Origin of the sequence: Buchananella hordeovulneris (assembly GCF_001907235.1) — a bacterium.
Lineage (GTDB): Bacteria > Actinomycetota > Actinomycetes > Actinomycetales > Actinomycetaceae > Buchananella > Buchananella hordeovulneris.
Genome location: NZ_MQVS01000003.1, coordinates 39,882 through 53,969 on the forward strand (window position 1 = coordinate 39,882; position 14,088 = coordinate 53,969).

General features: G+C 68.5%; 17 protein-coding genes. 11 read left to right on the forward strand and 6 right to left on the reverse strand.

Features of this window, described 5'->3' with window-relative positions; all coding sequences use genetic code 11:
* The first annotated feature begins 35 nt into the window (after positions 1–35).
* Positions 36–1,031, forward strand: a complete 996-nt coding sequence (gene holA / locus BSZ40_RS03505; protein ID WP_073823396.1) for a DNA polymerase III subunit delta — start codon at positions 36–38, stop codon at positions 1,029–1,031.
* 80 nt (positions 1,032–1,111) lie between these two features.
* On the opposite strand, the gene rpsT is transcribed toward holA, so the two are convergent.
* The 4 genes from rpsT to BSZ40_RS03525 form a co-directional block, all read right to left on the reverse strand.
* Positions 1,112–1,372 (reverse strand): 30S ribosomal protein S20, encoded by a 261-nt coding sequence (gene rpsT / locus BSZ40_RS03510; protein ID WP_073823398.1) that lies wholly within the window; start codon positions 1,370–1,372, stop codon positions 1,112–1,114.
* 189 nt (positions 1,373–1,561) lie between these two features.
* Complete coding sequence (locus BSZ40_RS03515; RefSeq protein WP_143180870.1) at positions 1,562–2,248, reverse strand: hypothetical protein; 687 nt, start codon at positions 2,246–2,248, stop codon at positions 1,562–1,564.
* An 8-nt stretch (positions 2,249–2,256) separates the two neighbouring features.
* A complete protein-coding gene (locus BSZ40_RS03520) occupies positions 2,257–2,913 on the reverse strand; it encodes a type II toxin-antitoxin system PemK/MazF family toxin (protein ID WP_073823402.1) in 657 nt (218 codons plus the stop codon).
* A 42-nt stretch (positions 2,914–2,955) separates the two neighbouring features.
* Positions 2,956–3,540: a hypothetical protein gene (locus tag BSZ40_RS03525; RefSeq protein WP_073823404.1), complete on the reverse strand. Its 585-nt coding sequence runs from the start codon at positions 3,538–3,540 to the stop codon at positions 2,956–2,958.
* A 103-nt stretch (positions 3,541–3,643) separates the two neighbouring features.
* Here BSZ40_RS03525 and lepA point away from each other — a divergent pair, with 103 nt between their 5' ends.
* On the forward strand, positions 3,644–5,545 hold the full coding sequence (gene lepA / locus BSZ40_RS03530) for a translation elongation factor 4 (protein WP_073823406.1): 1,902 nt from the start codon (positions 3,644–3,646) through the stop codon (positions 5,543–5,545).
* The gene (gene trmB, locus BSZ40_RS03535) at positions 5,542–6,360 is read left to right on the forward strand and encodes a tRNA (guanosine(46)-N7)-methyltransferase TrmB (RefSeq protein ID WP_073823408.1); all 819 of its coding nucleotides are present in this window, start codon (positions 5,542–5,544) and stop codon (positions 6,358–6,360) included. Before lepA ends, trmB begins: the two co-directional genes overlap by 4 nt.
* On the opposite strand, the gene BSZ40_RS11835 is transcribed toward trmB, so the two are convergent.
* Positions 6,357–6,533 carry a hypothetical protein gene (locus BSZ40_RS11835; RefSeq protein ID WP_158020860.1) on the reverse strand — a complete coding sequence of 59 codons (177 nt, stop codon included), beginning with the start codon at positions 6,531–6,533 and terminating at the stop codon, positions 6,357–6,359. The two genes, trmB and BSZ40_RS11835, sit on opposite strands and share 4 nt — an antisense overlap.
* Before the next feature lie 59 nt (positions 6,534–6,592).
* Here BSZ40_RS11835 and hemW point away from each other — a divergent pair, with 59 nt between their 5' ends.
* The 5 genes from hemW to BSZ40_RS03560 all read left to right on the forward strand — a co-directional run bounded on the left by hemW (position 6,593) and on the right by BSZ40_RS03560 (position 9,989).
* A complete protein-coding gene (gene hemW, locus BSZ40_RS03540) occupies positions 6,593–7,837 on the forward strand; it encodes a radical SAM family heme chaperone HemW (RefSeq protein WP_073823410.1) in 1,245 nt (414 codons plus the stop codon).
* Between the two features lie 10 nt (positions 7,838–7,847).
* The gene (locus tag BSZ40_RS03545) at positions 7,848–8,291 is read left to right on the forward strand and encodes a pyrimidine dimer DNA glycosylase/endonuclease V (protein ID WP_073823411.1); all 444 of its coding nucleotides are present in this window, start codon (positions 7,848–7,850) and stop codon (positions 8,289–8,291) included.
* Between the two features lie 87 nt (positions 8,292–8,378).
* Positions 8,379–8,846 (forward strand): hypothetical protein, encoded by a 468-nt coding sequence (locus BSZ40_RS03550; RefSeq protein ID WP_124911679.1) that lies wholly within the window; start codon positions 8,379–8,381, stop codon positions 8,844–8,846.
* Between the two features lie 10 nt (positions 8,847–8,856).
* Positions 8,857–9,474, forward strand: a complete 618-nt coding sequence (locus BSZ40_RS03555) for a hypothetical protein (RefSeq protein WP_073823415.1) — start codon at positions 8,857–8,859, stop codon at positions 9,472–9,474.
* Positions 9,471–9,989, forward strand: coding sequence for a hypothetical protein (locus BSZ40_RS03560; protein ID WP_073823417.1), 519 nt, complete (start codon positions 9,471–9,473; stop codon positions 9,987–9,989). The genes BSZ40_RS03555 and BSZ40_RS03560 overlap by 4 nt, the downstream gene beginning before the upstream one ends.
* On the opposite strand, the gene BSZ40_RS03565 is transcribed toward BSZ40_RS03560, so the two are convergent.
* A complete protein-coding gene (locus tag BSZ40_RS03565; protein WP_073823419.1) occupies positions 9,986–10,879 on the reverse strand; it encodes a DUF3097 domain-containing protein in 894 nt (297 codons plus the stop codon). The two genes, BSZ40_RS03560 and BSZ40_RS03565, sit on opposite strands and share 4 nt — an antisense overlap.
* Before the next feature lie 213 nt (positions 10,880–11,092).
* Here BSZ40_RS03565 and hrcA point away from each other — a divergent pair, with 213 nt between their 5' ends.
* Genes hrcA through BSZ40_RS03580 form a run of 3 tightly spaced genes read left to right on the forward strand, consistent with a single transcriptional unit; the run spans position 11,093 to position 14,070 of the window.
* Entirely contained in the window at positions 11,093–12,136 is a 1,044-nt protein-coding gene (hrcA, locus tag BSZ40_RS03570) for a heat-inducible transcriptional repressor HrcA (RefSeq protein WP_073823421.1), read from the forward strand.
* Between the two features lie 5 nt (positions 12,137–12,141).
* On the forward strand, positions 12,142–13,248 hold the full coding sequence (gene dnaJ / locus BSZ40_RS03575) for a molecular chaperone DnaJ (protein ID WP_073823423.1): 1,107 nt from the start codon (positions 12,142–12,144) through the stop codon (positions 13,246–13,248).
* 3 nt (positions 13,249–13,251) lie between these two features.
* Positions 13,252–14,070 (forward strand): 16S rRNA (uracil(1498)-N(3))-methyltransferase, encoded by an 819-nt coding sequence (locus tag BSZ40_RS03580; RefSeq protein WP_073823425.1) that lies wholly within the window; start codon positions 13,252–13,254, stop codon positions 14,068–14,070.
* Positions 14,071–14,088 lie beyond the last annotated feature (18 nt).

A 14,088-nucleotide genomic window follows, 5' to 3' on the forward strand; every position in this document is an offset into this window, starting at 1 on the left:
GGGAAAGTGTCAGCGGCCCGTGGCAGGCTGTAGCCATGCCACCTGCCAAGAAAACTGCTGCCCTCACCTGGGATACCGCGCGCCTGGCCCCCGTCGTGCTGATCCGCAGCGGGGAACCCGTGCTCGGTGACCGGGCCCAGGCGGAATTGCTGCGCCAGGCGCGGCAGGCCGACCCGCAGCTGGAGGTCACCAACCTGGATGCCGCCACCTACGAGCCCGGACACCTGCAGGTGGTGACCTCCCCGTCACTGTTTGGGGAAGCACGCCTAGTGCTCGTGCGGGAACTGGAGCTACTCAACGACGCCCTCCTGACCGATCTGTTGGCCTACATGGCGGCCCCCGCGGACGACGTGTGGGTGGTGTTGCGTCATAACGGTGGCCTGCGCGGCAAGAAGCTGCTGGACGCCGCCCAGAAGCAGGCGGTGGTGGTCGCGTGCGACGCGGTAAAGAACGCCAAAGACAAGGCCGCGTTTGTGCGGGCCGACGTGGCGGCCGCCAAACGCAAGATGGAGCCGGAGGCCGTGGGCGCCTTGGTGGATGCCCTGGGTTCTGACCTGCGGGAGTTGGCGGCTGCCACCAGCCAACTGTTGGCCGACACTTCGCCGACCCAACCGGTGCGCCTGGCCGACGTACAGCGCTACTACGCCGGGCGCATCGAGGCCACCGGGTTTTCCGTGGCCGACGCGGCGGTGGCCGGGCGGCGGGCGCAAGCCCTAAAGCTGTTGCGGCACGCGCTGGCCACGGGCACCGATCCGGTGCCGTTGGTGGCGGCCCTCGCGATGAAGGTGCGGGCGTTGGCCAAAGTCTCGGCCGGACCGGGACGCAGCGCCAAGGAACTGGGGATGGCCCCCTGGCAGATCGACAAGGCCCGCCGGGAGTTGAACGCGTGGACGCAGGCTGGGTTGGCGGCCGCTATCCGGGCGTGCGCGGCCGCCGACGCCGAAGTCAAGGGCGCGGGCCGCGACCCAGTCTTCGCGGTCGAGCGGGCGGTGCTGCGAATCTGCGACGCCTACGGGCGCCACCGGTCCTGACTGGTAGCTCGGGCGGCGCAAACGCGGACAGAAAGAGTGAGGCCCGCAGCCACAGGGCTGCGGGCCTCACGCAAAGCAACTCAGAGCGCTGCCACCTGCCGGGCGAGCTTCGACTTGCGGTTCGCCGCCTGGTTGCGGTGAATGACGCCCTTCGAAACCGCCTTGTCCAGCTTCCGCGCCGCCACGCGCAGGGCGGCCTCGGCCGCCTCCTTGTCGCCAGCCGCAAGCGCCTGGCGCACCTTGCGCACGAAGGTCTTCAGCTCAGACTTGACGGCCTGGTTGCGCAAACGCGACTTCTCGTTGGTCTTGATGCGCTTGATCTTCGACTTGATGTTTGCCACTTCGGACTCTCTTGTTGCTCGTACTTCGGTCGGTGAGGGCAGTGCCTGATGTGGACTGCGGACGTGGGGATGCCCGGTGGTTTCATCAAGGCCGGACCCTAGCCCGACCAGGCCAGAAGTCCAAGGCGAAACACTACCAAATGGCGCAGTGGCGCCCCAGGCGTGGCGGTGTGTTTCGGCCCACGTGTCTTACTTGGCTGCCTGCTTGAGGAGCTCATCGCTAAAGGCGTGTAGTTCTTCCAAGCTACGCAGGGAACTGTAGCTCTCCAGGTAGTGGCCGGAGTTGGCCGGAAACTCGAAGATGCAGGCGGCGGCACCGGAGGTGTAGGAATAGCAGAAGAACCGGTCGTTGTATTCCTGGAAGGGGTCGCCCGAGTCGCGGGCAAGTTCCCGCTTGAACTGGGCGTTTTCTTCGGTGTAGCTCGCCAGGGTGATGACGGAGTAGTCGGTGGCGTGCGCGTAGTAGCCCAGTCGGCCGCTGTGCGCGTACTTGTATTCCCCCACCTGCGGGGGCAGCTTGATGTCCTGCGGGGTGAGAGGGGCCAGCGAGGTGGAATCCTCCTCGTCGGTGGACAGGGTCGGGGAGAAGTCGGTGGGATCTGGCTCCAGCTCCGTCTCCGGGGCCTGCGGTTCCGCCGGGACCGCGTCCCGGGTGTCCGCTGCCGCGGGTGCCTCAGACGCTTGAGTCGGGCTGGGCAGGGGGGCAGGGGCCGCCGAACTCGTCGGCGGTGGGGCAAAGGTCAGGTATAGCAACGAGCCGAGAGCTGCGGCTATCACCCCGATGAGCATCGTCAACGTGAAAACGGTGTTACCTGACATGCCCGGTGGGGGCGGGCCGTAGGGGCGGGGCAGACCAGCGGGAGGCGAGACGTGCATGACCGAACCTATTCGTGGTGGGCCTGGATGGCGGCGACGACGCGAGCGAAACGGGACTTGGCCAGCGTGGCCCCCTCCCGGCGAATGGCCTGCGGTTTGACGGCCAACAGCCGGTCGATCCGCACCTCCGACTCGCGCCCCCGCGGATCCCACGCGCCTGTGCCCACGTCAACGTAGACGCGGCCCGCCCGGTGGCCGCCCCCGCGACCGTGATCTTTGGACGTCATCTGGGCCACGGCCAACCGCTTGCCAGCCCAGCCGAGCACGAGGACGGGCCGGTCTTTGCCTTGGGAGGCGTCGTCCTCGTACGGGATCCAGGTCCACACCACCTCGCCGGGATCGGCGGCACCGTCGTGGTGGGGGGTGTAGGAAAAGTCCGGCAACTCGGTCAGCACTATTACGTCGGCCTGGCTCTCCGGCCCGGGCTTACCGCGCGGCGGGGTGGGATAGGTGCGCGAGCCGCGGTCTTGCGCCGGGGCGGGACGGGAGGTGGGCTTGGCGGCGGTGGGCCGCGGCGCGGACTTGGTGGGGCGAGCGCTGCGGCCGGTTTTGCTGCGAGCAGGGGACCGGCCCGCGGAACCGCGGGATTGTGACTTGGTCTGGTTGCGCAAAACCTCTAGCGCGGCATCACGCAAAATCCGTACCGCTCGCTGCCAAAAACTCATGCGGTCTAGGCTAGCGTGCCACAGCAAACTTACGGGCCAGACTCAGCGCAATAAAAGGTTTACGCCGGTCACGAGCGCGGCGAATAGCGCGAACGGGATGGTGGCGACGGTCGCGGCCACTGCCGTGGCCCCCACACGCCAATCCTGTTGCAGGAGCGGGGCGTCGAATTGGTCGCCAGCCAGTTGCTTGGCGGCCCGCTGCGCGGCCTCCACCCGCGGCAGGTGGCGGGCGTCGCGGCGGGCGTATTCACTGGCAGCGGCGGCCAGGCGTTGGCCGGCGGCGTTAGCCAGGTAGACAGCGCCGCCGGAGGCGGCCTCGTCGCTGGGGTGCTGCGCGGGGTCGGGGACGACAATAACCTGCCGGGCGGCGTAGTGCTTCTTGGCTCGGGCGTACTTGAACAGTTGCCAGCCCAGCACGGTGGGGGCAATCAGCAAGCACACCGCTAACCCCAGGGGCACCCAACTGGTCCAGCTGGCGGCGTCCTGGGCGGCCAGCACCCCCAGGAACAGCAGCAGTCCGATCGCGGCAAAGCTCAGCAGGGCCAGGAACCGGCCGGGGTAGCGCAGCGGCGCGGGAACCTGTGAGACGGCCTGCTGAGAGGCGAACGAGCCAATTGATGACTGCATGGCACCAGCCTGGCCTACAACCCTGGTTTGTTGCTGAGATTTGGCAGTGGCGCGGGTAACGCTTGCGGGGCGACGGTGCAAATGGCGCCCGGTTCATGGGACGATGGGCGCAGTTTTGTCCCGCTTCGTATGCAAAGAAGGTAGTTGCGTGCCCATCGCGACCCCGGCCCAGGCCGCCACGATTCGACCCGCTGCCACCCCCAGCGACAAGCTGCGCAATTTCTGCATCATTGCGCACATTGACCACGGCAAATCCACGCTGGCTGATCGCATGCTGCAGGCCACGGGGGTGGTGGAAGAGCGGCAGATGCGGGCCCAATACCTCGATCGCATGGATATCGAGCGGGAGCGCGGCATCACGATCAAATCGCAGGCGGTGCGCATGCCGTGGGTGGTGGACGGGCAGCCCTTTGCGTTGAACATGATCGACACCCCCGGCCACGTCGACTTCTCTTACGAGGTGTCGCGGTCTTTGGCGGCTTGCGAGGGCGCGTTGTTGTTGGTGGACGCCGCGCAGGGCATTGAGGCTCAGACGCTGGCAAATCTCTACATGGCGCTGGAAAACGACCTAACTATCATCCCGGTGCTCAACAAGATCGACCTGCCTGCCGCCCAGCCGGAGAAGTACGCCGAGGAGCTGGCGGGGCTAATCGGGGTAGAGCCGGAGGATGTGCTGCGGGTCTCTGGTAAGACCGGGCAGGGGGTCAGCGCACTGCTGGACCGGATCGTGCAGGACATTCCGGCCCCGGTGGGGCAAGTGGATGCCCCGGCCCGCGCCATGATCTTCGACTCGGTGTACGACACCTACCGCGGCGTGGTCACCTACGTGCGGGTGGTGGACGGGCAGCTCAACCCGCGCGAACGCATCTCCATGATGTCGACCGGGGCGATCCACGAGCTGTTGGAGATCGGGGTCATCTCGCCGGAGCCGCAACCGAGCGCCGGCTTGGGAGTCGGTGAGGTGGGGTACCTGATCACGGGGGTCAAGGACGTGCGCCAGTCCCGGGTGGGGGACACGGTAACCGTGGCGGCCCGCCCGGCGGCCGAGGCGCTGGGCGGCTACGAGGACCCCAAACCGATGGTCTTTTCGGGGCTCTATCCGATTGACGGTTCGGATTTCCCGGTGCTGCGGGAAGCGCTCGACAAGCTGAAGTTGAACGACGCTGCGCTGGTGTACGAACCGGAAAGTTCGGCCGCGCTTGGTTTCGGCTTCCGCACCGGTTTTCTCGGGCTGCTGCATCTGGAGATTGTGCGCGAGCGGCTGGAGCGCGAGTTCAACCTGGACCTGATTTCCACCGCCCCGAACGTCTCCTACACGGTGACCATGGAGGATGGCTCGGTAGTGGAAGTCACCAACCCGAGCGAGTTTCCGGGCGGGAAGATCAAAGAGGTCCGCGAACCGATGGTGCGGGCCACGATCCTTACCCCCACCGAGTTCGTGGGGGCGATCATGGAGCTGTGTCAGACGCGCCGCGGCACCATGCACGGCATGGACTACCTCAGCGAGGACCGGGTGGAGATGCACTACTCGCTGCCGCTGGCCGAGATAGTCTTCGACTTCTTTGACCAACTGAAGTCCAAGACCCGGGGCTATGCCTCGCTGGACTACGAGCCGGAGGGAGACGCCGCCGCCGAGCTGGTGAAGGTAGACATTCTGCTGCACGGGGAGCAGGTCGATGCCTTTAGCGCCATCGTGCATAAGGACAAGGCGTACAGCTACGGGGTGATGATGACGGCCAAGTTGAAGGAGCTGATTCCCCGGCAGCAGTTCGAAGTGCCGATTCAGGCAGCGGTGGGCTCACGCATTATTGCGCGCGAGACGATCCGGGCGCTGCGCAAGGACATGCTGGCCAAATGCTACGGCGGTGACATCACCCGTAAGCGCAAGCTGTTGGAAAAGCAGAAGGAAGGTAAGAAGCGGATGAAAGCCATCGGGCGGGTGGATGTACCCCAGGAGGCCTTCATCGCGGCCCTGACCTCGGACGCCCCGACGGGCAAGAAGTGACAGAGCAACCGGCCGCACAACACGGCGCGGACCAAGCAAGCGAGCAGCCAAGTTTGGCTCCGGCGGCGGCCGTGGCGGCCTTCCCGCACCTGGCGGGCATCGAGATGCCAGACTTGGCCGGGCGCCTGCCGCAGCGCACGACGTCGTTTGCGCGCCGCTCAGGGCGGCTGCCCCAGCGGCGGCAGCGGCTGTGGGACGCCCACGCCGCTGACCTGGTGGTGCCGGTGCGGCGCGGGCCGGGGGAGACGACCGTGGCGGGTGACTTCCGGCTGGACGTCGTGGCCGCTTTTGGGCGCTCGGCGCCCCTAGTGGTGGAGATTGGTTCGGGCGGCGGCGAGGCGCTGGTGGCCCAGGCTATCGCGCATCCGGACCGCAACTATTTGGCGCTGGAGGTGTGGCGGCCGGGAGTGGCGCAGCTGGTGGCGCGCGCGGTGGCGGCGGGGGTCAGCAACGTGCGGGTGGTGGAGGCCGATGCGGCCCAGGCGCTGCCCGTCATGCTCCCGCCGCGCAGCATCCACGAGTTGTGGACCTTCTTTCCGGACCCGTGGCGCAAGGCCCGCCACCACAAGCGGCGCCTGGTGCAGGAAGCCTTCGCCCGGCAGGTGGCGGAGTTGCTCGCCCCCGGGGGCGTGTGGCGCCTGGCCACGGACTGGGCCGACTACGCCGACCACATCGAGGCGGTGCTGACGGCTTGCGGTGACGTCTTGGCGGGCGGCAGGAGCGAGCGTTTCGCGGGCCGCGTGCGCACGCGTTTTGAGGCCAAGGGGGTGGAGGCGGGCCGCGCTATCGTCGACTTCACGGCCCACCGCCGTTAGCTTTCGCGCGAGTTGCGCGGCACCAACGTCCAGGCCAGGCCAGTGCCGATGGAGACGATGATGCCGATGATCAGCAGCACCTGCGGGGCGGCCAGCACCCCGTAGCAGGCCCAGACGGCGGCGCAGATGAACGTGAGGATGAGGGCGAATTCTTTGGAAACTTTCAGGTTCATGTGAGGAATCTAACATTGGCTTTTTGGGGTGGGCAACAGGTTGCGAGCAGGAGGACGCGGTGAGTCCAACTTTGCCCCTGGGGCAGCAGTGGCCGGCAACAGGGGTGCTGCCTCCGGAGGTGGCCCAGAGCGAGGCGCAGCGGGCGCTGTCGCTCTACGTGCACGTGCCGTTTTGCGCGGTGCGGTGCGGCTACTGCGACTTCAACACCTACACGGTCGGTTTCGGGCCGGGGGCCGAACCGCAGACGTACGCCACCTCGGTGCTGCGGGAGGCAGACCTGGCGGCCCGGGCCCTGGCAGATTCGGGCCTGCCGCCCCGCCCGGCCACCACAGTCTTCTTCGGGGGCGGCACACCGACCGCCCTGCCGGTGGCTGCCCTGAGCGAAATGCTGGCGGGCTTGACCACCCGCCTGGGGGTGGCGCCGCACGCCGAGATAACCCTGGAAGCTAACCCAGACTCGGTGGATGCCGCAGCATTGGACGCCTTGGCGGCGGCCGGGTTCACGCGGGTGAGTTTCGGCATGCAGTCGGCACAGCCGCACGTGCTGGCGACTTTGGAGCGCACCCACGACCCAACACGGGTGGGGCAGGTGGTGGCCGCGGCCCGTGCCGCAGGTTTGAGCGTGTCGGTGGACCTGATTTATGGCACGCCGGGGGAGAGCCTGGCCGATTGGCGCGCCTCGCTGCAGGCCGCCATCGCCACCGGCGCGGACCACATCTCGGCCTACTCGCTGGTTATCGAGGAGGGCACCAAGATGGCGGCCCAGGTGCGGCGGGGCGAGTTGGCGCTGCCCAGCGATGACGACGCGGCCGAGAAGTATGAGCTGGCAGACGAACTTTTGGGGCAGGCGGGTTACCGCTGGTACGAGATATCCAACTTCGCCCGGGCGCTGCCGGGGGAGCGGGGCTTGGCCACGCACCTGACGCACGCATCGCGGCACAATTTGGCCTACTGGCGGGACCACGACTGGTGGGGGTTCGGGCCGGGCGCCCACAGTCACGTCGGGCGGGCCAGGTGGTGGAACGTCAAGCATCCGCGCGCCTACGCCGACCGAGTCGCCGCGGGCCGCAGCCCGGCCGCCGGGGGCGAGGTCCTGGATGCCGCCACGCGGGAGCTGGAACGTGTCATGCTGGGTATCCGCACAGCTGAGGGGTTGGCCAGTGGCGACTTTCCTGCCGATGTCGTTGCCCGCCTCGTGGCGCGTGGCCTAGTGGACGCGGCGGCGGCTTTGCGTGGCAGGCTGGTGCTGACCCTGGCCGGGCGGCTGTTGGCAGACGACGTGACCCGGGCCCTGACCGACTGAGAGGACCGCTGTGCGCATCTGGAGTTTGCACCCGAGTTACCTGGACGCCAAGGGACTGGTCGCCTGCTGGCGGGAGACCCTCCTGGCGCAAAAGGTGCTCGCGGGCGGCACCAAAGGTTATCGAAACCATCCGCAACTGCTGCGCTTCCGGGAGGCGGACGAGCCGTTGGCCGCCATTGGTGCCTACCTGGCGGGGCTGGTCGAGCAGGCCGACGCCCGCGGCTACCGCTTCAACCGGGACCTCATCTTGCAGCCCGCCTCGCCTGTGCTGGCCCTGCTGCCGGTAACGAGCGGACAGTTGGCCTACGAGCTGTCTCACCTGCGAACCAAGCTGGCCGCCCGCTCCCCGGCGGACCTGGAACGGTTGCCCGCCGTGGCCGAAGCGGTGCTCGCCCACCCGCTCTTTGCCGTCGTGCCGGGGGAAATAGCGTCCTGGGAGATAGTCGGCCCCTAGTGCGCCCCGGGGTGTCTGGCGCAGCTAGTTGCAAATTCGGGGCGCGCCACCGCCCCAAAGTTGTGTTGGCGGCCTCACAATGGGCGGGTGCGCGATGTGGAACAGAGGCGGCAGATACGGGAGGGGACACAAGTGGCAGCTGCGGAGGCGATGCATCCGACCACGGTCAGGTTCCGCGCCTGGGTGCGGATCGTGGGCGTCATCGGGTGTTTGGTGGCGGGTGGCGGTGCGTGGTTCCTCCTAGCCAATGCCGACCGGGCCTTGGACTGGGCGCTGGGGGTGCTGGTGGCCGCCTTGGCCGTCGGGTTCCTGGCCGCCTCGCTGGCGATGCTGGGCTACCGGCTTGATATGTGGGACGACGCCCTGGAAATCTCCACCTTCGGGTTGGGCAAGCGGCGGGTGGAGTTCGCCGACGTCACGCGGGTGGACCGGCTGCGGGTGGGCAAGCATGTGGCCTTCTCGGTGCACGCCCCCGGCGGGGACGCCATTCGCCTCGACCCGCAGTTACTCCAGATGGGGGAGCTGCTGCCGCGGGTGGAGAAAATGGCGGGCTAGGTCCGCTGCGATGGGGACGGTCTTGCGGCGCGCCGCGGCCCGGACGGCGGACGGCTTTTCCCCCAGTGAAGACCCGCTGGAGTGGCGCCAGCCCCGGAAGATCAAGTGGGTATTGACGGCGCTGGCGGTGGTCAACGGGGGCATCCTGACCGCCGTTGCGGTGCGCAGGGAGTTTGCCCACCCGGTGCTGACGTTGCTTTTTGGGGTCGGCACCTTGTTGTGCGCCTGGGGTGCCCTGTGGGCACACCGGTACCGGGTGCAGGTTGGCCAGCGCGGGTTTGCGGCGGGGGCGTGGCGGCGCCCCTATGTGCCGTATGCCTGCATCACGCGGGTGGAGCGCCAAACGCAGGCAGACCGCGCCTATCTGGTGCGCTGGGCGGGCGGGCGCGCGATCTACCTCAGCTCGGCGCACCTGGACCTAGACATCTTTCTGCAGCGTATCTGGTGGCACCTGCCGCTGACCGAGCGCAAGTTCCTGGCGCTGAGCCCCGGATTTGCCGAACCGCCGCCGCTGTGGCAGCGGCGGGTGGATGACCTGCGCTGTCCCGCGCGCAGTGGCGACAATGAAAGCTCGCAGCACGCTGGGGAGGGTCACGCCCGCGGGAGAAGAGGGGCACCCGAGCAATGACAAGCAAATTGCTAGGTTGGCTGCTTGGCGCCGTGTTGGTTTGGCTTATCACCCGGATCGAGGGGTATCCGCGGCGCGGGCAGGTGTGCCAGGCACAGCACCTGCCCCGGTTAGTGCGGGGACTGATGCTGCTGGTGGCCGGCGGCTACACCTGGCACGTCCTCAACCTGGTCCTCTTTCCGCCGCCGGGCTTTGAGCGAAACAACATCCGCATCCTGGCGGCCTCCGTCTGCGTGGTGTGGACAGGGGTGGCTTGGTTCCTGCTCTACCGGGTGCGGATTGACGAGCAGGGAATCACAGTGGCGGCCTTTCGCTCGCGCTGCGTGCCATACCAGACGATCACCAAAGTGCGGGTGCTGCGCGACACTGCCTTGAGTTACCAGATCTACTCCAGTCTGGGGCACTCGGTGAAGGTCTCAACCTTGATCACCAACCTGCGGTTGGCGGTGCCGCATCTGTTGCCCTACCTGCCGCCCGCCGAACAAGCCCGGCTCGTTGCCCACTACCAAACCTAGGGGGCGGTGACATAGTCGATGAGTTCCTCCACTCGGCCCAGCAACGCCGGATGGAGGTCCTTGTAGGACGTCACCCGGGACAGGATGCGCCGCCAGCCATCGGCGATGTCGGCCTGTGTGGTGTGGGCCCACCCGAGCGCCTGCAGGGTGCCGACCTTAATGTCGGTGGCGCGGGGGATCTGCGGCCAGGCGGGCAGGCCGAACAGGCGCGGGTTGACGGCCTGCCACACGTCGACGAACGGGTGGCCGACGATCAGCACGTGCGCCCCGAACTCCTGCCGCACCTGGGCGGCCAGCCGGGTTTCCTTCGAACCCTTGACGAGGTGATCCAGCAGCACCCCCGCCCGCCGCTGTGGTCCGGGCGCGAACTCCCGCAGGGCGGCCTCCAGGTTGCCGACCCCGTCGAGCAGCTCCACCACCACCCCCTCCACCCGCAGGTCGTCGCCCCACACGCGCTCCACGAGCTCGGCATCGTGCTTGCCCTCGACCCACAAGCGGGAGGCGCGCGCGGTGCGGGCCCGGACGTTGTCCAGCTTGAACGAGCCGGAGGCGGTCAGGGCGCGGCCCCCCGCGCTGCGCGGCGTGGCCGCGCTCACCCCGCTTGGGAAACGGCTGGGGCGGGCCATCGGGGTCAGGGCGACGGGTTGGCCCTCCAGCAGAAAGCCGGGGCCCAGAGTGAAGGACTTGGTGCGTCCGTGCCGGTTTTCGAGCACCACGACGTAGCGGCCCCCGATCTTCTCGGTGCGCAGCACCGCACCGGTAAAACCGGTGGCGGCGTCCTCCACCACCATGCCGTATTCGGCCTGCACGGGCCGGGTCTTGGCGGGGGCAACGTAGGCGGCGCCCTTCTCGGGGCGGGACAGGACATCGCGGCCGTATCGATCAAACACGGCGGCAGACTAAACGCTGGCGGGCCCCACGGCGGGCAGGCGGGCCGGGGTGGCGGGCAACTGCCCACCCCGGCCGCAGGCGGGCGCGGGCGGGGGCCTAGTTCACTCTCGGCCCAGCGCCGTGGCTGTGTGGCAGCCGGGTGCCCGCGATACCATTAGCACTCGCCACCTGCGAGTGCGAACCGTCCCTGCCCGCCTGCCGAAGGAGCCGCCATGAGCGACGCGATCAGCGACCGCCGCCTGGACGTGCTGCGGGCCATCGTCTCCGATTACGTCCACACGCGCGAACCTGTCGGCTCCAAGGCCATTGTCGAGCGACACGGGCTGAACGTCTCCCCGGCCACCATCCGCAACGACATGGCCGTGCTCGAAGAAGAGGGATACATCCACCAGCCGCACACCAGCGCCGGGCGCATCCCGACCGACAAGGGCTACCGCCTCTTCGTCGACCGCATCGCCAGCCTCAAGCCCCTCTCGCCTGCCGAACGGCGAGCGGTGCGGGCCCTGTTCACCCAGAACATGGACATCGACGAACTGGTGCATCGCACCGTGCGGCTGCTGGCCCAGCTCACCCACCAGGTCGCCGTCGTCCAATACCCCACCTTGCGCTCCACCGCCGTGCGGCACGTCGAACTCGTGCCCCGCAGCGACACCCGCCTCCTGGTAGTCGTCATCACCGACTCTGGCCGGGTCGAACAACGCCTGGTTGATGTGGAGGCGCCCGTAGACGAAAACCTAGCCACCGCCCTGCGCACCCACGTCAACGCCACCTGCGCCGCCCGCTCCCCCCGCAGCCTGCGCGAGGCGCTGCAAACCCTCGACGAGACCGTCGCCCCGCCGCTGCGCTCCCTCACCCGTGCCGTGCTGGGCGAAGTCATCGAGGTCCTGGAAGACGAGGTCGAAGACCGCATCGTGGTCGGCGGTACCGCCAACCTGGCCCGCGCCGGTATCGACTTCCGCCACACCATCACCCCGGTGCTGGAGGCCCTCGAGGAGAACGTGGTGCTGCTGCGCCTCTTCACCGAGATGGACGAGACCGCGCTCTCGGTCCGGATCGGGGCCGAGACCGGGCGCGAAGAACTAGCCGAGGCCGCCCTGGTGACCTCGGTCTACGGCGGGGAGGAGGCGATCGCCCGCTTGGGGGTGATCGGCCCGACCCGCATGGATTACCCCGCCGCGATGACAGCCGTGCAGGCCGTCGCGCGGTACCTATCCCGCTTCCTGGGCTCCCAGGGCGGCAACGAACCACGAATATAGGTGCGATGAGCGACTACTACGAGATTCTCGGCGTGAGCCGTGACGCGACGGACGCAGACATCAAGAAGGCGTACCGCAAACTGTCGCGGCAATATCACCCAGACTTGGCAGGCAGCGAAGCTGGCAACGACGAGCGCATTAAAGAAATCAATGCCGCGTACGAGACGCTTTCCAATCCCGAAAAACGTCGTATGTACGATCTCGGCGGCACGGGCGCGGCCCAAGGCGGTTTCGGCGGCTTCACCGACATCTTCGAGACGTTCTTCAGCGCCGCTGGGGGCGGCATGCGCGGCCCCATCCCGCGGGGACGCCGCGGGCAGGACTCGCTCACCCAGGTGACAATCACGCTGGCGGAGGCCGCGTTCGGGGTGGAAAAGGAGATCACCGTCAACACGGCGGTGCGATGCGCCACCTGTGACGGCACCTGCTGTGCGCCGGGCACCAGCCCGCTCACCTGCACCGTCTGTAACGGGGCCGGTTCGGTGCAGCGCGTCGCCCGCTCGTTCCTGGGCAACATGGTGACCACGGTGCCGTGCAGCGCCTGTCAGGGGCACGGCACCATCATCCCGGAACCGTGCCCGGAGTGCGCCGGCGAAGGCCGGGTGCGTACCCGCAAGACCATCACGGTGCAGATTCCGGCCGGCGTCAGTGACGGCACCCGCATGCGGTTGTCCGGGCGCGGGGAGGCCGGGCCCGGTGGAGGCCCGAACGCGGACCTGTACGTCGAGATTCGGGAAAAGGCCCACCCCACGTTGCTGCGCGACGGCGACGACCTCTACGCCAAGATCACCCTGCCGTTCACGGCGGCGGCCCTGGGCACCGTGTTCACCCTGGAGACGCTGGACGGCCCGCAGGAGGTACCGATCGCCGCCGGGACGCAGAGCGGCGATGAGGTGCGCCTAGCGGGCCTCGGGGTGGGACGATTGCAGCGCGACAGCCGTGGTGACCTGTTCGTGCACGTGCAGGTGGCCACCCCCACCGATCTGGACGACGCCCAGCGCGAGCTGCTGCAGCAACTGGCGGCCCTGCGGGGCGAGGAGATGGTTGAGCCCGAGGTCGAACACCGCAAGGAGGGCTTCTTCTCCCGCCTGCGCGACGCCTTCCAGGGGTAGGGCATGAGCCTGCCGGTTTTTCTGGCCGCGCCCGCGGAGCTGGCCGCCGCCACACACACCATTTGCCTGACCGGGGCCGAGGCCAAGCACGCCGCGACGGTGCGTCGGGTGCGCGTGGGGGAACACATCGACGTCGCCGACGGGCAGGGCAACCGGGTGCGCGGCGAGGTCACCAGCGTCGATAAGCAGACCGTGTGCGTGCGCATCACCGCGCGCGGCACCGACCGGCGCCACGGCCCGTGCCTGACCCTCGTGCAAGCCCTGGCTAAGGGCGGGCGCGACGAACAGGCCGTCGAGACCGCCACCGAGCTGGGGGTGGAACAAATCGTGCCCTGGCAGGCGCAGCGGTCGGTGTCGGTGTGGGCCGACGGCCCCAAGGCCCGCAAGGGCGTGGCCCGGTGGCAGGCCATCGCCCAAAGCGCCGCCAAGCAGGCCCGCCGCGCCCTGGTACCGCAGGTAACGCAGGCCCGCGGGCACCGCCCCCTCGGCGAGTGGATCCGCGCCGTGGTGGACGCGAGGGGCGCGGTGATCCTGCTGCACGAAGAAGCCACCGCACCCCTCGCCGACATCGAGCTGCCCAGTTGGGATGGGCACGGCCCGCGCCCCACGCTGGCGGTCGTTGTCGGTCCCGAGGGGGGTATCGGTGCCACGGAGACGGCGGACCTGGTGGCGGCGGGCGCCCAGCTGGCCCGGCTGGGGCCGCACGTGCTGCGCACCTCCAGCGCGGGCCCGGCGGCGCTGGCGGTGCTCGGGCAAAAGCTCGGCCTGTGGGCGGGCGGCGCCGATACGATGGACCTGCAACCTGCAGACATGAAGGAGTGACGGGAGGCGACTCCCCAT